Origin of the sequence: Paucibacter sp. DJ2R-2, assembly GCF_025717675.1 — a bacterium.
Classification (GTDB): domain Bacteria; phylum Pseudomonadota; class Gammaproteobacteria; order Burkholderiales; family Burkholderiaceae_C; genus Paucibacter_A.
In genome coordinates this window covers 1,613,954-1,635,697 of sequence record NZ_JAJIRT010000001.1, presented here as the reverse complement: position 1 = coordinate 1,635,697, position 21,744 = coordinate 1,613,954, and the positions used below count along the sequence as shown (strand labels likewise).

Annotated in this window: 22 protein-coding genes; 9 read left to right on the top strand and 13 right to left on the bottom strand. The window is 67.2% G+C overall.

The window, feature by feature from the left end:
• Positions 1–45: 45 nt before the first annotated feature.
• On the bottom strand, positions 46–1,086 hold the full coding sequence (locus LNV28_RS07095; protein ID WP_263515755.1) for a hypothetical protein: 1,041 nt from the start codon (positions 1,084–1,086) through the stop codon (positions 46–48).
• 305 nt (positions 1,087–1,391) lie between these two features.
• Positions 1,392–2,363: an MBL fold metallo-hydrolase gene (locus tag LNV28_RS07090; protein WP_263515756.1), complete on the bottom strand. Its 972-nt coding sequence runs from the start codon at positions 2,361–2,363 to the stop codon at positions 1,392–1,394.
• Between the two features lie 122 nt (positions 2,364–2,485).
• Between LNV28_RS07090 and LNV28_RS07085 the strand changes: the two genes are divergently transcribed.
• The 5 genes from LNV28_RS07085 to LNV28_RS07065 all read left to right on the top strand — a co-directional run bounded on the left by LNV28_RS07085 (position 2,486) and on the right by LNV28_RS07065 (position 7,844).
• A complete protein-coding gene (locus tag LNV28_RS07085; RefSeq protein WP_263515757.1) occupies positions 2,486–3,256 on the top strand; it encodes an aspartate/glutamate racemase family protein in 771 nt (256 codons plus the stop codon).
• A gap of 92 nt (positions 3,257–3,348) precedes the next feature.
• A complete protein-coding gene (locus LNV28_RS07080; RefSeq protein WP_263515758.1) occupies positions 3,349–3,729 on the top strand; it encodes a SirB2 family protein in 381 nt (126 codons plus the stop codon).
• Positions 3,730–3,900: 171 nt separating this feature from the next.
• Positions 3,901–5,307, top strand: a complete 1,407-nt coding sequence (gbpA, locus tag LNV28_RS07075) for an N-acetylglucosamine-binding protein GbpA (protein ID WP_263515759.1) — start codon at positions 3,901–3,903, stop codon at positions 5,305–5,307.
• A 129-nt stretch (positions 5,308–5,436) separates the two neighbouring features.
• The gene (locus tag LNV28_RS07070; protein WP_263515760.1) at positions 5,437–7,143 is read left to right on the top strand and encodes a phosphoethanolamine transferase; all 1,707 of its coding nucleotides are present in this window, start codon (positions 5,437–5,439) and stop codon (positions 7,141–7,143) included.
• Positions 7,140–7,844, top strand: a complete 705-nt coding sequence (locus LNV28_RS07065) for a phosphatase PAP2 family protein (RefSeq protein WP_263515761.1) — start codon at positions 7,140–7,142, stop codon at positions 7,842–7,844. The genes LNV28_RS07070 and LNV28_RS07065 overlap by 4 nt, the downstream gene beginning before the upstream one ends.
• 7 nt (positions 7,845–7,851) lie before the next feature.
• Here LNV28_RS07065 and LNV28_RS07060 read toward each other — a convergent pair whose 3' ends face one another.
• Together LNV28_RS07060 and LNV28_RS07055 are read right to left on the bottom strand one after the other, a co-directional pair.
• Positions 7,852–8,979 carry an HD-GYP domain-containing protein gene (locus LNV28_RS07060; RefSeq protein ID WP_263515762.1) on the bottom strand — a complete coding sequence of 376 codons (1,128 nt, stop codon included), beginning with the start codon at positions 8,977–8,979 and terminating at the stop codon, positions 7,852–7,854.
• Positions 8,980–9,034: 55 nt separating this feature from the next.
• A complete protein-coding gene (locus LNV28_RS07055; protein ID WP_411969925.1) occupies positions 9,035–9,958 on the bottom strand; it encodes a DMT family transporter in 924 nt (307 codons plus the stop codon).
• Between the two features lie 132 nt (positions 9,959–10,090).
• On the opposite strand from LNV28_RS07055, the gene LNV28_RS07050 reads away from it, so the two are divergent.
• The gene (locus LNV28_RS07050) at positions 10,091–11,032 is read left to right on the top strand and encodes a helix-turn-helix domain-containing protein (protein WP_263515764.1); all 942 of its coding nucleotides are present in this window, start codon (positions 10,091–10,093) and stop codon (positions 11,030–11,032) included.
• 49 nt (positions 11,033–11,081) lie between these two features.
• Here LNV28_RS07050 and LNV28_RS07045 read toward each other — a convergent pair whose 3' ends face one another.
• Entirely contained in the window at positions 11,082–11,516 is a 435-nt protein-coding gene (locus LNV28_RS07045; RefSeq protein ID WP_263568757.1) for a hypothetical protein, read from the bottom strand.
• A 173-nt stretch (positions 11,517–11,689) separates the two neighbouring features.
• Positions 11,690–12,568, bottom strand: coding sequence for an arginase family protein (locus LNV28_RS07040; RefSeq protein WP_263515766.1), 879 nt, complete (start codon positions 12,566–12,568; stop codon positions 11,690–11,692).
• Between the two features lie 235 nt (positions 12,569–12,803).
• On the opposite strand from LNV28_RS07040, the gene LNV28_RS07035 reads away from it, so the two are divergent.
• Positions 12,804–13,670: a hypothetical protein gene (locus tag LNV28_RS07035; RefSeq protein ID WP_263515767.1), complete on the top strand. Its 867-nt coding sequence runs from the start codon at positions 12,804–12,806 to the stop codon at positions 13,668–13,670.
• Positions 13,671–13,800: 130 nt separating this feature from the next.
• Here LNV28_RS07035 and LNV28_RS07030 read toward each other — a convergent pair whose 3' ends face one another.
• Positions 13,801–14,334, bottom strand: a complete 534-nt coding sequence (locus LNV28_RS07030) for an outer membrane beta-barrel protein (protein ID WP_263515768.1) — start codon at positions 14,332–14,334, stop codon at positions 13,801–13,803.
• 103 nt (positions 14,335–14,437) lie between these two features.
• On the bottom strand, positions 14,438–15,310 hold the full coding sequence (locus tag LNV28_RS07025) for a helix-turn-helix domain-containing protein (protein WP_263515769.1): 873 nt from the start codon (positions 15,308–15,310) through the stop codon (positions 14,438–14,440).
• 61 nt (positions 15,311–15,371) lie between these two features.
• On the opposite strand from LNV28_RS07025, the gene LNV28_RS07020 reads away from it, so the two are divergent.
• Positions 15,372–16,829 (top strand): cytochrome P450, encoded by a 1,458-nt coding sequence (locus tag LNV28_RS07020; protein WP_263515770.1) that lies wholly within the window; start codon positions 15,372–15,374, stop codon positions 16,827–16,829.
• A 120-nt stretch (positions 16,830–16,949) separates the two neighbouring features.
• On the opposite strand, the gene LNV28_RS07015 is transcribed toward LNV28_RS07020, so the two are convergent.
• The 4 genes from LNV28_RS07015 to LNV28_RS07000 form a co-directional block, all read right to left on the bottom strand.
• A complete protein-coding gene (locus LNV28_RS07015; RefSeq protein WP_263515771.1) occupies positions 16,950–17,639 on the bottom strand; it encodes a PEP-CTERM sorting domain-containing protein in 690 nt (229 codons plus the stop codon).
• Positions 17,640–17,831: 192 nt separating this feature from the next.
• On the bottom strand, positions 17,832–18,080 hold the full coding sequence (locus tag LNV28_RS07010) for a DUF2798 domain-containing protein (RefSeq protein WP_263515772.1): 249 nt from the start codon (positions 18,078–18,080) through the stop codon (positions 17,832–17,834).
• Positions 18,077–18,697 carry a flavodoxin family protein gene (locus LNV28_RS07005; RefSeq protein WP_263515773.1) on the bottom strand — a complete coding sequence of 207 codons (621 nt, stop codon included), beginning with the start codon at positions 18,695–18,697 and terminating at the stop codon, positions 18,077–18,079. Before LNV28_RS07005 ends, LNV28_RS07010 begins: the two co-directional genes overlap by 4 nt.
• Before the next feature lie 143 nt (positions 18,698–18,840).
• Positions 18,841–19,362, bottom strand: coding sequence for a DUF2938 family protein (locus tag LNV28_RS07000; protein ID WP_263517113.1), 522 nt, complete (start codon positions 19,360–19,362; stop codon positions 18,841–18,843).
• Between the two features lie 100 nt (positions 19,363–19,462).
• Between LNV28_RS07000 and LNV28_RS06995 the strand changes: the two genes are divergently transcribed.
• Positions 19,463–19,984 (top strand): helix-turn-helix domain-containing protein, encoded by a 522-nt coding sequence (locus tag LNV28_RS06995; protein ID WP_411969914.1) that lies wholly within the window; start codon positions 19,463–19,465, stop codon positions 19,982–19,984.
• Between the two features lie 93 nt (positions 19,985–20,077).
• Here the strand turns inward: LNV28_RS06995 and LNV28_RS06990 are convergent, their stop codons facing one another.
• A complete protein-coding gene (locus LNV28_RS06990; RefSeq protein WP_263515774.1) occupies positions 20,078–21,724 on the bottom strand; it encodes a sulfatase-like hydrolase/transferase in 1,647 nt (548 codons plus the stop codon).
• Positions 21,725–21,744 lie beyond the last annotated feature (20 nt).

The following is a 21,744-nucleotide window of genomic DNA, read 5'->3' as shown; positions in this document are numbered from 1 at the left end:
CAGATCCCGAAAAAAAGTGTCAGAGGCAAAGGGATGGTGCGCCGCTCAGGGCGCCAGCGGCGCGCGCTCGTCACGGCGGCCCAGCAGGACCGACCAGCCGCGCGACAACAGGCCTCCGGCCGCCCGCAGCTCGGGTTCACGCAGGGCATGGACGGGCAGCTCGGCGCCGGGCTCGAAGCTCAAAGCGCAGTCCTCGGGCAGGTGCAAGGCCTCAAGGCTCAGGCCCGGTGAGAAGTCGGCCACAGCGCCGTTCTGCGCCTCGGTGAACAAAAAGAGTTCGAAGCTCAGGCGATGGCGGCCATAAAGCGAGGGGTCGACGCCATCCTCCGGACCCAGGCAATGGCTGTCGGCCTGCACCGACAGCTGCTGCTCGATCACCAGATCCTGCATGTGCGCGCCAGTACGGGCGCCAAAGGTCTGCAACTGGGGCTGGCCGCTGCAGGGCCAGGCGCGCAGCTGGGCCAGCAAGGCCTCGCCCTCCAGCTCCTGAGCCAGGCCCAGCTGGCGGAACAAGCGGGCGCGGCCGGCCAGATCGCCACCGCTGGTGGAGCCCAGGGCATAAGCCGCCACCGCTGCCCGCGAGGGCCAGGGCAAGACGCCCGAGCGCGGGCCGTTGACACGCAGCGTGCCGCTCAGATGCAGATCCAGCACAGCCGAGATGGGGCGCTTGAAATCGATGCAGAAGCTCAGGCTGCTGTGGCTGTGCCCCTGGCTGAATTTGAGCCCGGGATCGGAGGCCTGCTGCGAAGAGGCATAGCAGCCCGCGTGATGGGCCGCCACATTGGCAATGCTCAGCACCGAGCGGCCCTCGCTGGCCACCGAGGCCTCGCTGTCCAGGGCCAAGCCTCTTTCGGAGAACTCAGCCCGGTCCTGCTCGCTGAGGGCTGCGCTCTCGATCGCGGCCGCAGCCTGGGTCTGGCTGTGCTGCGGCTGCCAACGCTGCCAGGGGGGCTGCAGCCGGCCAAGTGCGCTGCGCTTGGCCCGATGGCGCAAGGACAGGGTCGGCTGCGGCCATGTCGGCCGGGCACCCGCAGCGATGGCCGCAGGTGCAGACTTCAAAAACGGCTCGGCGGCAGACAGGGCCATAGCGACAACAACTCCCGGGCTCGTTCGAAGCCAGGGCCGGGCGCCCGCCCACCGAGGGCGAGGCCTGATCAGGGCCAATCCAGAATCGAAACCGACGACATGGACCACAACAGTCCGTGAGATTCACACCCGCTGCCGCCAGCCATCAGGCGCAGCCACAGAGGCACTCGAGCTCACGACACCGTAGCGTCGTGAAGCCGCCGGCATTCTGTGCGAGGGCTGTCGCTGTTCGTGAATTACTTACGCTTTGTTTCCTCGCTGCCCCTAGAACTTGGGGGCCGCCGCCGCGCCTCCCAAGCTCAGGTTCAGGGCTTGCTGCTGTAGTTCGCCGGCACCCAGATGTAGCCCTTGCCATCGGCGCGCAGGCGGCCGATGCCGGGGAAGGCGACGTGAGCCACGCCGACGTAATAGCCATTTTTGGCGGCATCGGCGTAGGCCTTTTCACGCTGCGGGCGGGCGGCTTTGGAATCGCTGTCGAACTGGATGGTCACCGAAGGATCCGGGAACTGCACGGCGGCCACATGCATCAGGTCGCCCCAGATGGCCAGCTTCTGGCCCTTGCTTTCGGCCACGTAGACATTGTGGCCGGGCGTGTGGCCGTAGGTGGACACGGCACGCACGCCAGCCACCAACTCCACGCCTTGCGGCGAACCCTCGAACGGCTTGAAGCGGCCGGCCTCCTGGTAAGGCTTGATCGACATCATGGCGCCTTTGAAGCCGCCTTGTGCAGCCTCGGGGGCCTTGGCCATATTCGCCTCGCTGAGCCAGTAGTCGGCCTCGCGCTGGTCGATGCGCACCACGGCATTGGGAAACGCCGCCTTGCCCTCGCTGAGCAGGCCGCCGACATGGTCGCCATGCAAATGGGTGATGTAGATCTCGTCGACCTGCTCGGGCTGGTAGCTGGCAGCCTTGAGATGACTCAGCAGCTTGCCCAGAGTGGGCCCGAACAAGGTGGCGGCCCCCGTGTCGACCAGCACCAGCTTGGCTCCGGTGTTGATCAAATAGCCGTTGACCGATGTTTCCAGCGGCGTGCCCAGGTAGGCATGCTGCAGGGCGCGCAAGACCTGACCCGGCTTGGCGCCGGTCAAGAGCTTGTCCATGGGCAGATCGACGGTGCCGTCATTCAGGGCCGTGACTTCAAAGTCCCCCAGCATCATGCGGTAGTAGCCCGGCGCCTGGGTCTTGACCTGGGGCGCGGCGGCCTCGGCGCTGTGAGGAAGGCCGGCGAACAGCAGTGCGGCGGCCAGGGCGAAACTTGAAGTGGCAAGACGAGGCATGGCGTGTTTCCTTGAGCTGTGAGGCATGAAACGGCCCGGCGGGGCCAGGGCTTGCGCAGCATAGCAAGCCGGCCCGCAGGCTGACAGCCGCCGGTGACAATGCCCGCAAGAGAAAGGAATCCATGAAGAAGATCGGCATCGTCGGCGGCGTGGCCTGGGGCTCGACCGTGGAGATTTACAAGACCCTGTGCCAGCTGGCACAGGCGCGCGCCCAAGCGACGGAGCACGGGCTGGGGCCTACCGGCGCGCCGCAGATGCCCGAATTCAGCATCGAGTCGCTGAACATCGCTCGCAGCCAAAGCCTGCGCGGCATCGAGGGCGATGAAGCCTCCTGGGCCGGCTTCGACGCCTACTTCCGCGCGGCGCTCTTGCGCCTGCAAGCCAGCGGCGCCGACTTCGCCCTGATCGCCAGCAACACACCGCACAACCGTTTCGACGCCATCACCGCCGGCCTGAGCCTGCCGGTGCTGAACCTGTTTGAACTGGTGGCGGAGCAGGCGGCGGCGCTGGGCTTGCGCCGTCTGCTGATCCTGGGCACCGAGCCCACCATGCGGGGTCAGGCCTTGCCGTCCGCCCTGGCGCGCCAGGGCATCGAGTCCTGCGGGCCGGCGCCGGGCAGTGCCGAGCGCGCGGCCCTGCTGCCGCTGATTCTGGAACTGCAGGCGGCACCGCAGCCTGAAGCCGCCGCTGCGCAGATCCGCGCCCTGGCCTTGCAGACCCTCGGCTCAGCGGCGCAGGCCCGCGACTGTGCCGTCTGTCTGGCCTGCACCGAACTGCCGCTGGCTTACCCGGACCAGATCGAGGCCGCCAGCTTTGAAGCCGGCGGTCTTCGCTACCTCAACACCACGAACATCCTGGCGCAAGCCGCATTCGCCCATGCCATCGCTTCTTGACGAGGATGCGCCAGGGCCGTGCGAGCGCGCCCTTCTTGACAGCCAAAGGCCCGCTGACGAAGCTTGCGCCGTGAACGCCAGAGACCCACGCCATGTATTCCTTTGACCTGCAGATGAGCGAGATCCATGTGCTGCTGGCCTGGTGCAGCGTGGCGCTGTTCCTGGTGCGTGGCCTGGCCTTCCAGTTCGGCGGCCAGTGGGCGCTGGACAGCCGCCTCAGCGTGCTGGTCTTCGGCATCGACGCGCTGATGACCATCACGGGCTTGAGCCTCTGGGCCCTGCTCTTTCTGAACCCCTTTTTGCGCGACAGCTGGCTGCTGGCCAAGCTGATCGCCCTGGTGGTCTACACGGTCTGCGCTCACTGGGCCATGGGCCGGGGCGAGTTCCGCAGCCTGGGCTATCTGCTGGCCTTGCTGTCCTTGGCCTATATGTTGGCCTGCTCGATCACGCGCAGCCCCTGGCTGGGGCTGTGAGCACCGGCGCCCTCCCCTTGATCGCAGCGCTGACATTCGGTGGCCGGCACACACCGCCGGTTTCATACGTTACATAAGACCAATATAAAACCAGATAAACCCCAATCCAAAACCACTTGTGCGCGCTGTGCGCACTGCGCAGAATCGTCAGACCCCAACAAGGAGGACGTTATGCGCATTCGAACCCTCGCACTGGGCCTGCTGGCAGCCACGCTGCCAGCCCTGGCCACCGCCCACGGTTACATCAGCGCGCCTGAGTCGCGCAGCTTGCTCTGCAGCAAAGGCGGCAACAGCAATTGCGGCCCCGTGCAGTACGAACCCCAAAGCCTGGAAGGGCCATCCGGCTACCCGGCCACCGGCCCGGCCGATGGCCGCATCGCCAGCGCCGGCCTGACCCAGTTCGGCGCCCTGGACGAGCAAACCAGCACGCGCTGGACCAAACGCGCCATGAAGGCCGGCGCCCAGACCTTCTCCTGGACCTTCACCGCCAACCATGCCACGCGCAACTGGCGTTACTACATCACCCGCGCCGACTGGAACCCCAACCTCAAGCTGAGCCGGTCCTCCTTCGAGACCCAGCCCTTCTGCACTGTGGATGGCGGCGGCAAGCAGCCACCCAAGACCGTCAACCACAGCTGCAATGTGCCGGCGCGCAGCGGCTACCAGGTCATCTTGGGCGTCTGGGAGGTGGCGGACACGCCCAACAGCTTCTATAACCTGGTGGACGTCACGTTCGACGGCACGCCGCCCGTCCTCACCTGGAACCCCAAGGGCACCATCTACCCGTCGGTGGACCTGGCCACCGGCGACAAGGTCGCCACCCGGGTGTTTGACGCCAAGGGCGAGCGCGCTGAATTCCAGACCCGCATCACCATCGCCAACAGCACGGACGGCCAACGCAACACCTGGCCCTACCTGCTGGCCGGCCGCATCAATGCCGAGCAAAGCCAGCTCAAGGCCGGCCAGAAGGCCGCCGACGGCAGCATCAGCCCGGCCTATGGCCAGAACGAGGTCTTTGTGCGCAGCGACAGCAGCCTGGAGCGGGTGGAGATCCAGATCGACAAGGCGCCGCCGCCCAATGTCGACCTGCTGGTCAACGGCGTGGCCGCCGAATACACCGCGCCGGCCAGCGGACCGCTGAACCTCAGCTTCAGCGTCACCGCCGTGGGCGAGCTGGATGTGACGGCCACCTTGTTCGACGCCGCCGGCAACAGCAAGGCCCAGGCCAGCGTCTCGCTGAACAACAGCGGCCAGACCCTGAACCTGGCACTCAACCCCGCCGCCGCCGGCGCCTACAACCTGGTGGTCAAGGGCAGCCCCAAGGCCGGTGGCAATGTGCTGCAGAAGACCTATGCCATCACCGTCAAGCCGGCCGGTACGAGCACGTATGACTATGTGTTCCCGAACAGCCTGGCCAGCTACAAGGGCGGCACCAAGGTGCTGCAGCCCAAGAACGGCAAGGTCTACGAGTGCAAGCCCTTCCCCTACGAGGGCTGGTGCCGGCAGTGGAGCAGCAATGCCACCGCCTACGAGCCCGGTGTGGGCGCACACTGGACCGACGCCTGGATCGCGCGCTGATCACGCCCTTAGGCGCTGAACTTCACGCTGCCACCCGGCGGTGCTGAAATCTGCCCCCGTCCCGCTGAAAAGGCGGGCCGGGGGCAAGTCCTTAAGGGTGGCTTCATCGGCATCGGTTCCAATGCGGGAATGACCGCCTTTGCCTCCTCCCGGACCTCTGGGTCCCCCTCCCCCCGGCGCCGTTTCACGCTGGCCCTCAGCGTCGAACAGCTGCTGCTGATCTCCAGCCTGTTCTGGCTGTTCAGCGCCAACCGATTGTTCTTCGCCGCTGCGCTCAAAGACCGCGTCGCCGGCGATGCCAGCAGCTGGAGCTTCGGCCTGGCCATCGGCGTGATGGTGCTGGCCCTGCATGTCTTGCTGGTCGGCCTGGTGGCCCACCGCTGGACCATCAAGCCAGTGCTCGCCGTGCTGCTGATCGGCACCGCCTGCGCCACCTTCTACATGCAGACCTACGGCGTCTACCTCGACCCGACCATGCTGCGCAACACCTTGCGCACCGACCCGGCCGAGGCCTCGGAGCTGCTGAGCCTGCGCATGGCCGGCCATGTGCTGCTCTGGGCTGGCCTGCCTTTGCTGGCGTTGTGGCGGGTGGAGATCGTGCGCCGCCGCAGCTGGCAGCGCGCGGTGCTGGTGCGCCTGGGCGTGCTGCTGCTGGCCCTGGCCACAGCGGTGGCGGCTGTTCTGTCGGTGTTCCAGCCCTTCTCCTCGCTGATGCGCAACAACAAGGAGATCCGCTACCTGATCACCCCGGCCAACTACATCTGGTCCCTGGGCTCGGTGATCGCGCAAGACCTCAAGGGCGCGGCCAAGCCGCGCCAGCCCCTGGGCCTGGACGCCAAGCCGGGCGCGCAGATGAGCGCCCGCGCCAAGCCCCTGGTGCTGGTGCTGGTGGTGGGCGAGACCGCGCGCGCGGCCAACTGGGGCCTGAACGGCTATGCCCGCCAGACCACGCCGCAGCTGGCCCAGCTGCCCGAGCTGATCAGCCTGCCGCCGGTCGAGGCCTGCGGCACCAACACCGAAACCTCCCTGCCCTGCATGTTCGCGCCCATCGGCCGGCGCGATTACGACGAAGCCCGCATCCGCGGCAGCGAATCCCTGCTGCACCTGCTGGCCCGCGCTGGCGTGCAAGTGCAGTGGCGCGACAACCAGAGCGGCTGCAAAGGCGTCTGCGACGGCCTGCCCAATGACTTTGTGAGCGAGCAGAACGCGCCCGGCCTGTGCGACGGCAAGCGCTGCCTGGACGAAGGCCTGATTGCCGACCTCGACGCCCGCCTGAGCGCCGCCAAGAGCCAGTCCGCCTCCACCCACCTCTGGGTCATGCACCAGCTGGGCAACCATGGCCCGTCCTATTTCCGCCGCTACCCTGAGGCCTTCGAGCGCTTCAAGCCGGCCTGCCAGAAGGACGATCTGCGCCTGTGCAGCAAGGAAGAAATCGTCAACGCCTACGACAACGCCCTGCTCTACACCGACCATGTGCTGGCCGAGCTGATCAAGAAGCTCAAGGCCCGCTCGGACGAGGTGGACACGGCCCTGATCTACGTCTCCGACCACGGCGAATCGCTGGGCGAGAACGGCCTCTTCCTGCACGGCATCCCCTACGCCATCGCCCCCAGCCAGCAGACGCAAGTGCCCATGCTGATGTGGGCCAGCCCGGGCTTCGGTGCCAATGCCGGCCTGGACATGGCCTGCGTTCGCCAGCGCGCCCTCCAGCCGCAGCCGCCCACCCGGCATGACCATCTCTTCCACACCATGATGGGCCTGCTCGACGTGCACAGCAGCGTGTTCGCCCCGGACTGGAACCTGGCTCAGAACTGCAAGATCGGGGCGGCGAAATGAGCGCCCCCGTGCCTGCCGCGGCGCCGGCCTGGCGCCGTGATCTGCTGCTCAGCTTGATCGCCCTGGCCCTGCTGGCCGCCTGGGAATGGAGCGGCCTGGACCTGAGCATCTCGCGCCTCTACGGCGATGCCAGCGGCTTTGCCTGGCGTGAGGCCTGGCTGACGGCGGGCCTGGGCCACCAGGGCGGGCGCAACCTGGCCTGGCTGATCTTCATCGCCCTGATCGTGGACGCCATCCGGCCCTGGATCGCCCGGCCGGGCCGATCGGCCTTGCCCAGCCCGGCGCGCAGCGAACGGCGCTTCTGGCTGCTGGTGACCCTGGCCTGCCTGGTCGCCATCCCGGCGCTCAAGCAAATCAGCCAGACCAGCTGCCCCTGGGATCTGCAAGAGTTCGGCGGCAGCGCACCCTATGTGCCGCACTGGCTGCTGGGCGTCAAGGATGGCGGCGGTGGCCATTGCTTCCCCTCGGGCCACGCGATTGCGGCCTTTGCCTTTTTCAGCCAGTTCTTCCTCTGGCGCCAGGATCGCCCGGCCATCGCCCGCCTCTGGCTGTCCGGTGTGCTGGTCTTCGGCACCCTGTTCGGCTGGGCCCAGCTGGCGCGCGGCGCGCACTATGTGAGCCACACCCTGTGGTCGGCCTGGATCTGCTGGGCGATCTGCGTGGCGGCTGCGGCCTGGCGCGCGCGGCGCCGGGCAGACTAAGCAGACATCAATCGGCCAGGCGGCGGCGGATGTCGGCACGCGCCGCCTCGGCGGCGACCAAGGCCGCGACGCAGTCAGCGTCCAGCCGGCCCGCCGCCACTTCGCGCTGCAGCTCGGCCAGGCAGTCGGCCTCGCTCCAGCGCGGCTTGTAAGGCCGCTCGGTGGACAAGGCGTCGTACACATCGGCCACGGCGACGATGCGCGCCACCAGCGGGATCTCAGCCAAGCGCAGACCCAGGGGATAGCCCGAACCGTCGCCGCGCTCATGATGGCCGCCCACCACCTCGCGCATGACCTGGGCCGCCGGGTCGCCTTGCAGGCCCAGATCGGCCACCATGTGCTCGATCAGGTCCATCCCGATCTCGACATGGCGCTTCATGTGAACCCACTCCTCAGCGTCCAGCCGCCCGGGTTTGAGAAGGATGCGATCAGGAATGCCCACCTTGCCAATGTCATGCAGGGGTGCGAACAAGTGCACATACTCGACCTGCTCATCGCTGAGCCCATGGCTGGGCGCCAGCGCCTTGGCGATCAGGCGCGCGTAGGCCGCCATGCGTTCCAGGTGGCTGCCGGTCTCAACATCGCGGATTCGGGCCAGACCGGTGGCGATGTCCACCGCGCCCACCAAGGTGTTCACCGCGGCCAGGCGCAGCAGGTAGAGCTGGCTGACGATGTCGGCAAAAATGTCTAGAAACCCGGTGACATCAGGCCCGAAGGCATTCGCCTCCTTGGCATCGAAGAACAGGAAGGCGGCCAGCTCATGGCCGCTGAAGATGGGCAGGGTGTAGCTGCTGCGGTACAGCTGACCACGCAGCCAGGCGGTGTGCGCGGTGGGGTGGGCGAAGCTGGCCTCGATGTCCTGCACCACCCGTGTGCGGCGCTCGTTTTTCAGCAGCAAGAGCGAGGGCACCTCGGCCAACACCGCCTCATAACGCTGCAAAGCCTCGCCATCTTCATTGCTGCTGGCAAAGGTCTTGAGCGCATCGCTGACCGGGTCGTACAGCGCCAGCGCCATGCGGCTGATCAAAGGAAAGCGCGCCTGGATGATGCTGTGCAGGCTGCGCAAACGCCCGGCCAGGCCGGACTTCTCGACTTCCAGCTGGTGCAGGGCCCAGGTGGACGGTGTTTGACTCATGAAGGGGCACTCCCTGGCCGTCTGCCTCCCAGGTCAGCGGCCGCCTGGAGCCATCCTAGCCCTGGATGCCCTTGAATCCAGCAGAAGATGGCCCGGCTTTCACGGGCATATTGGGCAAGACCGGCTTTTTGCGAAACACCAACACATTGCCCGCCATCACGCAGGCCAGGCCCAGCAGCGCCGGCAGCGTCCAGCGGTAGCCCTCGAACAGGGCCGAGACATTGAGCGCCACCACCGGGAACAGCACCGTGCTGTAGGCCGCACGTTCGGGGCCGAGGCGGCCGACCAGGGTCAGGTAGGCGGTGAAGCCGATCACCGAGCCCGGAATCGCCAGATAGAGCAAGGCGCTGCTGTAGCGCCAGCCCGGCTCGTAGGCGAAGGGCACGCCTTGCAGCAGGCAGTAGCTGAGCAGCAGCAGGGTGCCGACCAGCATGCCCCAGGCGTTGGTCTGCGCCGGCTTCAAGCCCTGGCCCTGCAGGGCGGCGGAGAGCAGATTGCCGGTCGAAAAACACAGCGTGCCCCCCAGCGCCCAGGCCAGGCCTTGCAAGGTGCTGGCACTGGCGCCATGGGCGCTGATCTCGGGCCAGAACAGCAGCAGCAAGCCCCCCAGGCCGAGCGCGCCGCCGGCCAGCACCTGGGGCGCCAGGCGCCGGCCATGGATCAGACGCGCCAGCAGCGCGTTCCAGAGCGTGGAGCTGGAGAACACCACGGCCACCAGGCCGCTGTGGATCAATGCGCTGGCATTGAGAAAGCAGACGAAGTTGAAGCAAAACAGGCACAGGCCCTGGCCCAGCACCCACAGGCCCGCACGACCGCGTGGCCGCTGCAGCTGGCCGCGCCAGGCCAGCCAGGCGAACAGAATCAGGGCGGCCAGGCCGAAACGGTAGGCAATCGACAAGGGGATGGGCACCACGCCCAGCTGCCACTTCAGGGCGATCCAGGTCGTGCCCCAGATCAGCACCACCAGGGCGTACAGCATTGCATTCACGAAATCGGCTCCTAGGAATCAGGGCCAGAGCATGCCGGCCATGCCCTGCCGGGGATTGCACATTCCTGCGCTTTTTGCGCGCGGCGGCGGGCACTGCAAGCCTGTGCCGTTGAAAATCGCGCCATGTCCACTGAGCCCGCCCCGCCAAGCCCTGCTGCCGGCGCCGCCCCACCACCCCAGGTGTTCGCGGTGCTGAGCCAGTCGCGCGCGCAGCTGGAGCGCCAGGCGGACCTGGGCGGCGCCCTGCGCCTGGCCCAGTGGCGCAACTGCGAGGACCACACCGGCTACAACCGCCCCGGCCACCACACCTTGTCGGTGTACCTGCAAGGCGGCCAGGATGTGCGCGTGGTCGGCGAACGCAGCCCACTCGATGCCGCGCACGGCCAGCCGGGCACCTTTTGCATCCTGCCGGCCGACCATGAGTCGCAGTGGCAAATCGCCGGCCCGTTGCGCTTTGTGCACCTGTATCTGTCCGACAGCGCCTGGGCGCAGCGCATCGTCCGCCTGCTCGACGCCGAGCCACGCGCCTACACCTTGGCGCCGCGCATCTTCGGCCAAGACCCGGCCCTGGCCGACTGGGCCCGCCTGGTCAGCGGGCTCGACTGGGGCGACACCCAGCAGCGCCTGCAGGCCCACCAGCTCAGCGAAGCCGCACTGGACCGCCTGGTGCTGATGGCCGCCCAACCCCATGCCCGCGAGCGCGCCCTGCAACTGGCCAAAGGCGGCCTGGCCCCGGCCGCGCGCCGCCGTGTGCTGGAGCAGATCGAGGCCCAGCTGGCGGCGGGCCAGACCGAAGGCCTGAGCCTGGCCGAGCTGGCGGCCGAGGCGAACCTGTCCGAGTTTCACTTTGCTCGCATGTTCCGCCACAGCCTGGGCTGCAGCGTGCACGGCTGGATCAGCCAACGCCGCAGCGCCCACGCCCAGGCCCTGCTGCGAGAACGCTCCGAGCTGAGCCTGGCCGAGGTCGCTGCGCAGTGCGGCTATGCCAGCGCCAGTCACCTGAGCCGCAGCTTCAGGGCGGAGCTGGGGGCTACGCCAGGAGCCTGGCGAAGAGCAGGTGTGTGACCCAGTCGCACAGGCATGGCCTGTGCGACTGTGGGCGGCACTCAGTCAGTCAGTCGGTCGCGTCACTGTGGCCATGCAGGCCTTGCTGTGCCAGCCAGGCCATGCCCGCATCAACGGAGGGGCTCAAATGGTAAAGAGCCAATTGACTGGCGCGGTCAGCCAGCGACTTGACCATGGTTTCGTGGAATTGCGTTGGCAGCACATCGGTGACCGCCACCATGCCGTGGCGGACGCCGTCCTCAAAAAACTTCCACCACAGTTGCAAGGCCTCGGGCGTGCCGCCCTCCCATTCCAAGGCGTCGCTCAGAAGCCCCCAAGGCCTGACCTGGCCGCCGGCTTGCAGGCCGCGCTGCGCCCACAATTTGCGTGCTTCTCGATGCAAATTGCGCGAGGCAATGTCATTCCAGGTACCGCCGTACCGGGCCAAAAGAACATCACCTTGCCAGCACAAAGAGAAGCTGCCGTGTTGCGCCCAGTCAGTCATGGTGGATGTTGCAGTGAAGGTGTACGCAGAAGTCCTCCGCCAGTGTAGTGGGCCCACAAACCTTCGCGTCACTTGCCAGGGCTCGGCATGGGCATCGTGCCCCAGACGTCTTCGCTGCGCCTCCTTTTGGCTGCCGGACTGGGCCTGGCTGAGGTCAAGGCCAAGCGCCGTGCTCAGCTTTGATTCAAACAGGCCATCGCCTGCGCCACCGTGCGCCGGTGAATTGCAAGCACCGGCGCGATGCCGTCCCGCGCATCGCGCTGGTAGCCGCCGGCCAGGTTGAAAGCCACGGGCACGCTTTGCAGCCGGCAGTAGCGGAAGACCTCGGCGTCGCGCAGCTCCAGTTGACGGTCGCTGAGCATGCCGCCGAGTGGATCGTTCAGATGCGGGTCAGCGCCGGCCTGGTAGAGCATCAGGTCGGGCACCCGGCCCTGACTCTCGATGCGGGCACCGTCAATCATCAAGTGCATCTGATCCATGAAGTCAGCGCCCATGCCGCGGTCGAAGTCCTTGCCTGCCGTGACATGGCTGATGCGGCCCTGCAGACCCAGATGGCGCAGGATCTGGTCGGTGCCGTCGCCGTAGTGCATGTCGAAGTCAAGGATGGCGATGTAGAGCTCGGGCGAGTCACGCAGCAGGTCCAAGGCCGCCACGAGCAGGCCATTGAAGGTGCAATAGCCACCCGAGGCATCGTGGTGGGCATGGTGGAAGCCGCTGGTCGGCGAGCAGGCAATGCCGCCGTGCTGCAGGGCATGATGCGCGGCGGCTCGCATGCTGCCGCTGGTCCAGGGCAAGGTCTCGGCGACGGCCAGGTTGCGGTTGCCGAAGCCATTGCTGATGCGCCCGGCCAGCACGCCGTCCACATAGGCCCGGTCATGGGCGGCATAGAGCTGATCCCGACTGGCCGGATCGAAGCCGCAGATGTCGATGGCCAAGTCATGGTCGATCCAATCCTCCACGGCCAGGCGCGGCTTGTTGGCCCCGGGGGCGAAATGCAGCTGTTCGACCGCCATACGGGCATCGAAGAAGACGGGCAGGCGTCGGCTTTTCATGGTCAGGGCTTCCCTCGGAGATTGCTGTACTTGTGGTGACTCCGGCCGGCTTGCCTGGAGCTTTGTTCCTTTTTCAAGATACCTGAATTTCTAGACCTAGCAAGCAAGTTCAGCGGCTTGTGCGCGGGGTCGCGCGGGCACTCACACACATGAGAGGCCTGCGCGGCGAGCGGCCCTGCCGGCGGAAAAGGCCGGGCGCCTAGAATTCGTGGCGCTTCGCCACTCTTGCCCTCCTATGTCTACCCATTCCACCCTCGATTTCGCCGGCCGGACATGGCGCGTGCGCCGGCCCAAGCCTTTTGTGCTGGTGATCGAGGGCATGGAGCCGGCCGAAGCAGGCGCGGCAATCGCGCCCAGCGACTATCTGCACGACATCCTTCTGCAGCCCGAGTGGCGCGAGCCGTTTTTCCAGCTGGCGGATGCCACCGGCCTGGTGGTTTGCCTGAACCTGGACAGCCGGCACCCGAGCTACCGCGATGTGCGCGGCCGCTCCAGCAAGGGCCGGCTGAGCCAGGGCGAGTACTACCACCACGACGGCTGCTCGGGCCCGACCAAGCCGCGCTTTGTCGAGATCCGCTGCCCGTATCAGCCACAGACCCGCTCCATCGCCACGGCCGTGGCGCCACACCATGCGGTGGTGGCGGCCATGGTGCAGGCCTTGTCTGCAGAACTGGCTGCGGCGCCGGCACTGCAAGCGCTGATGCAAGGTCGCGATCTGTCGCCTGGTGCGGTGCAGACGATGAGTTATGAGACGCTGGACCAGCTGCAAGGCCAGATCACCCGCACCGTGCGCCGCAAGCTGGACGCTGAAGGCGCGCGCGCCTATTTCCGCGAGGTGGACCGCCTGGCGGACGCCTACTTTGAACCCTGGCAGTTGGGCGAGAGCCGCATCATCGCCAATGCCAACGGCGGCGTGACCATGCAGCACCGCCGCGCCTACCAGGAGCTCCATGCCGGAGGCGTGGCCAACGGCCATCTGGTCAAGCGCTGGCCCAACGAAGAGCTGCCCTTGCCGGGGCAGGCCCTGGACACGGCCCTGTTGGCCTCTTTTTGCAGCGAGGAAGATGGCACGTGTTGGCGCGGTGAACAGGTGAACAGGTGAGTCGTGAGTCGTGAGTCGTGAGTCGTGAATGGGCGGGGCAGCCGCGTGTGGTTCACCTGTTCACTTGTTCACCCAAGGACTCACTACTCACCCACCCAAACTCCGCGTCCTTCTCAACGCGCCGGCGCACTCAGATTGAGTAGTTGAGGCCCAGGCTGTACTGGCTCACGGTCGCTCTGGCTTGGCCCAAGCTGTAGCTGATGGGCTGGTCGCCCTGATGGTTGAGTTCGAGGCGAGCGCTCCACTGAGGGTTGAACTGATAGCTGATCCCTGCACCCACAAGCAGCTGGCTCCTGCTCAGCGAGCTCTTGGACGAAGCGGCGGATGCCTCCAAGGTGTTGCGCCCGTAGCCGATGCGGCCAAAGAGGTGGGCGTGCTGGCTGATCGGCAAGATGCCCAGAACCGAGGCTTTCAAAGCGCCGGCTCGATAGTTCATTCCATCCAGCGTCCAGTTACCCAGACGCTGCGCTTTCAGTTCGATGGCAAGGTAGTCATTGAACCTGTAGCCGATGGTGGCGCCAAAGCTTGTTGCGGTCTCCGATTGGTGATTCAGTTCGAGTCGGCTCGACCCGAAGTCTCCGCCTAGATAAGTTGATACTTCGGCGGCCGAAACTCCACCCCTGATCATGACCATTGCGGCCATGGCGATTGTTTTCTTCTTCAATCGTTTTACTTCTCGATGACAAGCACCTCCCTGCGAGGCCGCCGCATGCTAACAGCGGGTTATTACTGATCTGTAACACCCCCCGAAAGGGTGTGCGCTGGGCTCAGGCCCAAATTCGATACGGCCAGAAAGCCTCGTACTCTTCGATGCGGCGGCGCAGCTCTTCGGGGCTGAAGCCGGTGACGCGCCGGGTTTCGCGGCAGAGATGGGCCTGGTCGGTGTAGCCCGCGTCCTGGGCCAGGGCGCTCCAGACCACCTCACCGGCCTCCATCTCACGGCGCACCTGGAAGAAGGTGGCCTCGGCCCGGCTGATGCCGCGCAGAGCGCGCAGGCTCTGACCGCTCCATTGCTTGATGCGCCGCTCGATCTGGCGCAGGCTGGCGCCATGGCCGCCGGCAATCGCGCGCAGGGCCAGGTGTTGCATCCAGTCGCGGTAGCGGCCGCGCTCGGGCGCGGTGGCTCGCTCCTGCTGCAAGGCCCGCCAGCGTGGCAGGAAAAAGGCTTCCAGCAGCGCCATGCACTGCTGCTCGTCCTGCGCTGCCAGCATCTGGGTATTGAGTTGGCGCCAGTCATTGCCAGGCAGAACGCTTTCGATGGGCACATAACGGTCCAGCAGGGCGGCCAGGTCCAGCCCGGTCAAGGCATGCAAGGCCTCGGGCTGCAGGGCCACCATGAAGCTGCGGATGCCAGCCTCGGAGCGGAAATGCGCCGGCCGGCTGCGCGGACCACCGAGCAAGGCACGGTGTTCGATGGGCCGCAACTGGCCTTGTGCCTCGACCTCCCAACCGCCGCCTTGCAGCGTCCAGGTCAGGCCGCACAAGGGGCTGGCGGCGAAATGGCTGTCGCGCTGGGCCTCGCTGAGCGGGGCCGCCACACCGGTGGTGTCGCGCCATAGGCAGGCCCGCACGCAGCCGGCCAGCGCCAGGCTGGGCACCAGCAAGCGGGCAACGGCGTCGGGGTGGCGGTCGGTGGGCATGGCGGAAGTGTAGGCAGCGCGCGGGCCCATGCCTGCACGCCCTCCGCACAAGACTCGCCTCATGTCGATTTCGTTCAAGACGCGCTCACTGGACCTGGCCATGATGCGCCGCATGGACGAGCACAGCACCACCCAACTTCCTGCCGACGCCGGCAAGGCAAATCACCCTCAGGCCGCCTCAAGCAAGCCCGGCCCTTCCGGCCCGCGTGGCATCGGTTTTCAGCAGCTGCGCGCCTTGCGCCAGGACTACCTCGGCACGGTGCAAGGCTGGCACCGGCGCTGGGGCGATGTGGTGCAGCAGCGCTTGTTGCTCTACCGGGACTTCAGCTTTGTGCACCCCGAGCATGTGCGCGAGTTGCTGGTGCAATCGCACGAGGGCCTGCTGCGCTGGCCGCGTGCGACCGAGATCTTTGCTTCGGCCCACGGCCAGAGCGTGCTGGTGGCCGAAGGCCCCGCCTGGAAGCGCCAGCGCCAGATGCTGCAGCCGGGCTTTGCGCCCAAGCGGGTCGACGCGCTGCTGCCGCTGATGGTGAGCGCCGGACAGCAAGCTCTGCAACGCTGGGATGGCGCCGGCAGCGAGGCCTTCGGCTTCGAGGCCGCCATGACCCAGCTGACCATGGAGGTGATCCTGCGCAGCCTGTTCTCACGCAGCGACGAAGCCCAGGGCCGCGCTGCCGCCGAGGCCGTGCATGTGCTCAGCGTGGTGGCCATGGGCGAGTTCTACTGGCCGGTCAGCAGCCCGCTGTGGGCGCCCTGGAAGGCGCCCAAGCGACGCGCCCTGGCGACGCTGGATGGCTTCATCCGCCGAGAGCTGGCGCGCCGGCGCGAGGACGACGCGCCGCACGATGACCTGCTCGCCATGATGATGCAAGCGCGCGATGCCGAGGGCCGCGGCTTTGACGAACACGGCCTGCGCGACGAGTGCATGACCACCTTTCTGGCCGGCCACGAGACCACGGCAGCCGCACTCACCTGGTGGGGCTGGTGCATGGCCAGCCATCCGCAGGAGCAGCAAGCGATTGCCGAGGAACTGGACCTGGTGCTGGCCGGGCGCGCACCGACAGCGGCCGATCTGCCCCGGCTGCCACGCCTGAACCGCAGCATCAAGGAGACCTTGCGGCTCTACCCGCCCGGCGCGGCCCTGATCACCCGCGTCGCGGCCACGCCCTTGCGCGTGGCCGGCTGCGAGATCCCGCCCGGCGCCATGGTCCGCTTGACCCCGGCCCTGACGCAGCGCGACCCGCGCTGGTTCCAGGAGCCCGAGGCCTTCCGCCCCGAGCGCTTTGACCCGGGCAGCGGCCATGGCGAGATCCCGCGCGGCGCCTACCTGCCCTTCGGCGCCGGCCCGCGCGTCTGCCTGGGCAGCCATTTCGCCACGACCGAGATGATGGTCATCGGCGCCTTGATCCTGCAGCACTACCGCCTATGCCCGGTGTCAGGGCTGCCAGCACCCAGCCCTCGCTTGGACATCACCTTGCGGCCCAGCCAGCCCTTGAAGCTGCGCTTGCAGAGGCGCTAGCGGCGCGGCATGGTGCAGAAGGAAATGAAAATCGCCGCTCAGCACCCGAGGGCTGGCGGCGATCAAATGCGGGCCGGGCCCGCTCGGATCTGAGTTCGGCGGCCGAAACCGCTGGCACGCTCAGCGAGCTGCGTGCCCCTTGCGGCGGCGTGCGGCCAGCATGCCAAGCAGTGCGATGCCAGTCAGGGCGAAGCTGGCTGGCTCGGGCACCTGGGCGCCGCTCGACTGATTGAAAGCCAGGCGGAAGGCGACATCGGGGCAGTCGCTGTGGCAGCCATTCCAGTCCGCGCCAGGCGACACGCCACGCCTGTTGTCATACACGAAGCTGCCATCGGCGTATGCATCCTGGAAATTGTTGGTACCGATGTAGACACCATCAGCCTCTCCATCGAACAGACCAGCGGCGCTGAAGTAGGCGACGTACTGCTTGCTGGCGTCGAGATTCAAGCCGCCGGTGCTGATAGCGATTTCGGTGAAGTCGCTGTAGACACCTGAGAACTCATTGCCGGCAAACAGGTTGGTGCCGACGATGCCGCTCCCGCTCCATTCGGCGACATAAGCACGCAAATGCGAGGTTCCACGGATCGACTTGAGCCAGAAGCTGAAGGAATCGAGACGGGTGTTGGTGGCATCAGCGACCTTGAAGGTTTGGCCATAGGTGGTGGTGTCAGGCTCGCCCAGCGAGTTCCAATGCGAGCCTCCGGCCAGGGGGTTGACGATCACGGCGTCGGCCGAGGCGCTCATGGGCAGCAACGCGCTCAGCGATGCGATGCCAAGGGCCAGGGCGGAGAGAGCGTTCTTGCTGTTCATTATGATGAGTCCGCGATGCTGCGTTGGGTGGGGCCGGGTGAGGCGATTGCCTGTACTCGGGCTGGACTTCATTGTTGGCTGCGACCTGGCCCCCTGTGCCCCCCGCGCCTGCGGGTGAAAACAAGGGAGCCAGGGGCAAGTCGTGATGAAAGTCGCACTTCCCAGCCGCGGCTCAGCGCCGCCATAGCGGCTTCAAGGGCTGGGCTCGGCCAGCACGCGCTGCACCAGGCGGCGCGTGAGCGGCGCGAGCAGCAGCACGGCCGGGAAGGCGATCAGCCAGGCCGGCCACCAAGCGCCCAGCCAGTGGGCAAAGAATCCTGGGCCAGGTCCGAGCGCGCGCAAGGTCGCCACGGCCGAGACCAGCAAGGACATCAGGCCCGAGAGGATGAGGCCGAACAGCAGGGGCGCGAGCTTCTGGGCTGCGCTGCGTGCAGCGCTCATGAGGCGTGGGCCGCCAGGGCCGCTGCCGCTGCGGCGGTGTCGGCTTGCGGGCTGCCGACGCGCAGCAGGCTTTGGGCGAAGTGAGCGCCGAACATGCGGGCGGTCTTGATGTCGCCGGGCGCCATCGCTTCGGCCGGCGCGCCGTGCTCGGCTTGCGCCATCAAGCCGGACCAGGAGCCGAGGCGGTTGGCCGCTTGCTCATAGGGCACGCCGGCATGTTGCTCGGGCAAGATGGGGTTGCCGACCCAGAGCATGCCGTGCTGCATGCTGAACACGAACAGCGACAGCAGGGTCGATTGCTTGTCTCCCGCCGGCAGGGAGGACACGGTGAAGCCAGTGGCCAGGCGGCCCTTGAGCGCCTGCTGGCTCCACAGGCGGCCGGTGGCGTCCATGAAGGTCTTGAAGACCCCGGACACGCCGCCGAGGTAGGTGGGCGAGCCCAAGATCAGGCCATCAAAGGCGAGCAGCTCGGCCGGTTTCAGGGTCAGGTCTTCGGCCTTCAGCAGCTGCGCCTGGACCCCGGGCACGCTCTCGGCGCCCAGCAGGATGTGGCGCGCGATGTGCTCGGTATGGCCGTGGGCGCTGTGATAAACGATGGCGAGGGTTCTGGGTTTCATGGGGGTGCTCCAGTTGAGACAACAAGGACTTCAGGCGAACAGGCAGGCAAGGCTCCGCCGGCGCGAAGTCCGGGCGCCAACGGAAGGGAACAAGAGGTGGATTGCTGGCGGCCGCGCGGGTGCGCTGCGCCAGTTGCGCGGGCTCAGCGCATCAGAGGCGCCAGGGCCAGGGCCCCGAGGTAGAGCCCGAGGCCGAAAACCAGATGGTTGGCCAGGCTGCGCAGGCAGTTCTTCAGCGGCGTGGCGGTTTTGCGGGCAAAGAATCCGGCGCCCAGGGCCGGCTGCATCAGGCACAGCGGCATCAGCACCGTGGCCATGCCGAAAGCCAGGGCCGGCCCCAGGCTGGGCCGCTGCAGCCAGGCCGGCCCCTGCCAGGCCAGCAGGCCGGCGGCAAAGCCCAGGCCCACGGCGTAGTGCAGCAGCCAACCCAGGGCCAGCTCATGGCGGATGGGCTCGGCGCGGGCGATGGCCGTATGAGCAAAGCGGCCGCGCGCCATATGGCCCAGCCAGCGGCCGATCAGGCCGAAGCTGGCCGTCGGCACGCGCAGCAGCTTGTTGAGCAGCAACAGCCAGGCATCGAAGAAGGCAGTGGCGGCAACGCCGATCAGGGCCGCGACCAGGGCGGGGTGGGCTGAGGCGGCGATTGCGGGGGCACTATCGGGCATCCAAGACATGGTGATCTCCTGCTGAAGCTTGACGTTCGGGGACTGTTGCAGTCACTATAGAAGTTGAAGTCAACTTCAAGTCAAGCGGGAGATTGAGCAGATGGAGTCAATCCTGTACATCGCCGAAGTGGCGAGGCGCAGCGGTGTGGCCGCCTCGGCCCTGCGCTACTACGAACGCCGGGGCCTGATCCGCTCGCTGGCGGGCAGCGAAGAAGGCGCCCGCCGCAGGTTCGCGGCCACGGTGCTGGACCAGCTGGCCCTGATCGCCCTGGGCCAGGCTGCCGGTTTTTCACTGGACGAGATCGGCGCCATGCTGACCCATGGCGCATCGGGGCCCGACCCGAAGATCGACCGCGGCCTGCTGACAGCCAAGGCCGACGAGCTGGACCGCACGATACGGCAGCTGCGCGCAATGAGCGCGGGCCTGCGCCATGCCGCCGCCTGCCCGGCACCCAGCCATGCGCAGTGCCCCTCATTCCAGAAGCTGTTGAAGGCGGCGGCGGGGCGGGCGCTGGAGCGGCAACAGACATCGCGTGCCCGGACCCGACCGGCACGAGCTCCGATCAAGAATGCTGCGGACTTGGCTCCATGGGATGCCCGCCCCCACCCGAAACGGCATTGAAGGGCCCAGGTGGAGCGTCGTGACCCCCATGTTCACCGCTGAGCAGATCGCCATATGGGTCTGCGCCAAGGGGGCCGCCCACGGCCCGCGCAGTCAGCGCGCGAAATCCACCTCGCCGATCGGCAGCTGCGGTGCCTCCCAGCGATAGCGCGGGTCGAGCACATTGCGTGCCGGCTCCATGCCTGGCCATTCGATGCGCAGGAGCTCGGCCAGGGTCCAGCCCGTCCAATCGGCCCGAAACGGCTGCTGGCCGCTGCCCGGGGCAAAGGCTTGCGGCGTACGCCACAGCATGGCCGGGATCCTATAGCCCGCTTCGGTGCCCGGGCTGTGGCCGGCATGGTCGATGCTATGGCCGACCTCCTGCCCATGGTCCGACAAATACATCCAGGCGGCCTCACCGCCTGCCGGCACATGGCGTTTGAGCTTTCGCAAGGTCTCGGCAACCACCCCGTCGTGGTAATGAATGACTGCGTCATAGTCCTGCCGCTGTTCGCGCAACCAGACGGGACGCTGCTGACCCTGCATCTCGCGTTCCACCGCATCGCCACCCTGCTCGAAAGGCCGCAGTGCCTCGGGCGCTCGCAAGCGGTAATGCGGGTGCGCGCCCAGCAGATGGAGCACGATCAGCTTGCGCGGCGCGGCGCGATCGGCCAAAGCCTCCTCCAAGGAGTCCAGCAGCTCGCCATCCAGCATGGATGAGGAGCGCCCCGGCTCGCGGTTGATCATCTCGACGGTGTCGGCCAGTTGGGCATGCTGCTGCTCGATGGCGAGGTCGTCATGGTTGCTCATCCACCAGACGCGGTAGCCGGCCGCGCGGGCCAAAGCCAGGATGTGACCCGGCGCAGGCGCCGCCGAGCCAGGCTGTGCCGCCATGCTGCCGCCGAAGCTGAACAAGCCGTCGAGCGCCGCCACCGTCGTGGCCTGCACCGACCAGGCGTGGGGCAGCACCAGCAATCGCGCGCCCTCTTCACGGCTCAAGGCCTGCAACTGCAGGGTGGTCTCGCGCTGATAGCCATACAAGCTCATATTGTCTCGGTTGACACTGTCGGTCAGCACCAGCACCACCGTCGAAGACTCAGCGCCCAGGGCGCGCACGCCCGAGGCCCGGGCCTGCTCCAGCAGGAGCTCACGCTGGCGGCTCTGGTCAGACCAGTTCATGCGCAAGGTCTCGACCGACACCGCCCAATGTGGCCAGAAGGCCACCGGGTGATGGCGCCGCCAGGGCTTGCTGGCATGGGCCACACAGCACAGCAGCAGCAGGCCCAGCCACAGCCAACGCGAGCCGGTCCCCAGCGGGCGGGGCGGCTGCTGGCTGGCCACGCGCACCAGGCCGAGCAGCAGGCCCAGCGCCAGCAAGAGCGCCAGCAAACCCGGCCACCATTGAGCCCCCTGAGCCATCAGGTACTCCAGGGCCTCGCGCGGGCTGGTGTTGGCTGCAGCAGTGAGCACCAGGGTGCTGTCCGGCACGGCCGCATAGCGCTGGCGCAGATAGGCACGCAAGAAGCCATCGAGCAGAAAAATCCCGAGCAGCATGGCCACGCCGAACAGGCGCAGCCGCCGCCAGGGCGGGCTGCGCACCGGCCAGCGCAGCCAGATCAGGCCGGGCAGGGCAAGCAGCAGCATCTGCGGCACGCGCAGGCCTTCATGCCCGAGGCTGGCCGACAGCAAGAGCAAGGCGGCCAAAGCGGCAATGCCGACAGACGGGCGGCGCCGAAGCAGTTCGGCGAACCAAACTCGCATCGGGAGGATGATGTTCATAG

Bases quoted from the DNA above. Each gene is read 5' to 3' on its own strand.
- LNV28_RS07095 (WP_263515755.1), bottom strand. From the start codon at position 1,086: ATGGCCCTGTCTGCCGCCGAGCCGTTTTTGAAGTCTGCACCTGCGGCC.
- LNV28_RS07090 (WP_263515756.1), bottom strand. From the start codon at position 2,363: ATGCCTCGTCTTGCCACTTCAAGTTTCGCCCTGGCCGCCGCACTGCTG.
- LNV28_RS07085 (WP_263515757.1), top strand. From the start codon at position 2,486: ATGAAGAAGATCGGCATCGTCGGCGGCGTGGCCTGGGGCTCGACCGTG.
- LNV28_RS07080 (WP_263515758.1), top strand. From the start codon at position 3,349: ATGTATTCCTTTGACCTGCAGATGAGCGAGATCCATGTGCTGCTGGCC.
- gbpA (WP_263515759.1), top strand. From the start codon at position 3,901: ATGCGCATTCGAACCCTCGCACTGGGCCTGCTGGCAGCCACGCTGCCA.
- LNV28_RS07070 (WP_263515760.1), top strand. From the start codon at position 5,437: ATGACCGCCTTTGCCTCCTCCCGGACCTCTGGGTCCCCCTCCCCCCGG.
- LNV28_RS07065 (WP_263515761.1), top strand. From the start codon at position 7,140: ATGAGCGCCCCCGTGCCTGCCGCGGCGCCGGCCTGGCGCCGTGATCTG.
- LNV28_RS07060 (WP_263515762.1), bottom strand. From the start codon at position 8,979: ATGAGTCAAACACCGTCCACCTGGGCCCTGCACCAGCTGGAAGTCGAG.
- LNV28_RS07055 (WP_411969925.1), bottom strand. From the start codon at position 9,958: ATGCTGTACGCCCTGGTGGTGCTGATCTGGGGCACGACCTGGATCGCC.
- LNV28_RS07050 (WP_263515764.1), top strand. From the start codon at position 10,091: ATGTCCACTGAGCCCGCCCCGCCAAGCCCTGCTGCCGGCGCCGCCCCA.
- LNV28_RS07045 (WP_263568757.1), bottom strand. From the start codon at position 11,516: ATGACTGACTGGGCGCAACACGGCAGCTTCTCTTTGTGCTGGCAAGGT.
- LNV28_RS07040 (WP_263515766.1), bottom strand. From the start codon at position 12,568: ATGAAAAGCCGACGCCTGCCCGTCTTCTTCGATGCCCGTATGGCGGTC.
- LNV28_RS07035 (WP_263515767.1), top strand. From the start codon at position 12,804: ATGTCTACCCATTCCACCCTCGATTTCGCCGGCCGGACATGGCGCGTG.
- LNV28_RS07025 (WP_263515769.1), bottom strand. From the start codon at position 15,310: ATGCCCACCGACCGCCACCCCGACGCCGTTGCCCGCTTGCTGGTGCCC.
- LNV28_RS07020 (WP_263515770.1), top strand. From the start codon at position 15,372: ATGTCGATTTCGTTCAAGACGCGCTCACTGGACCTGGCCATGATGCGC.
- LNV28_RS07015 (WP_263515771.1), bottom strand. From the start codon at position 17,639: ATGAACAGCAAGAACGCTCTCTCCGCCCTGGCCCTTGGCATCGCATCG.
- LNV28_RS07010 (WP_263515772.1), bottom strand. From the start codon at position 18,080: ATGAGCGCTGCACGCAGCGCAGCCCAGAAGCTCGCGCCCCTGCTGTTC.
- LNV28_RS07005 (WP_263515773.1), bottom strand. From the start codon at position 18,697: ATGAAACCCAGAACCCTCGCCATCGTTTATCACAGCGCCCACGGCCAT.
- LNV28_RS07000 (WP_263517113.1), bottom strand. From the start codon at position 19,362: ATGCCCGATAGTGCCCCCGCAATCGCCGCCTCAGCCCACCCCGCCCTG.
- LNV28_RS06995 (WP_411969914.1), top strand. From the start codon at position 19,463: ATGGAGTCAATCCTGTACATCGCCGAAGTGGCGAGGCGCAGCGGTGTG.
- LNV28_RS06990 (WP_263515774.1), bottom strand. From the start codon at position 21,724: ATGCGAGTTTGGTTCGCCGAACTGCTTCGGCGCCGCCCGTCTGTCGGC.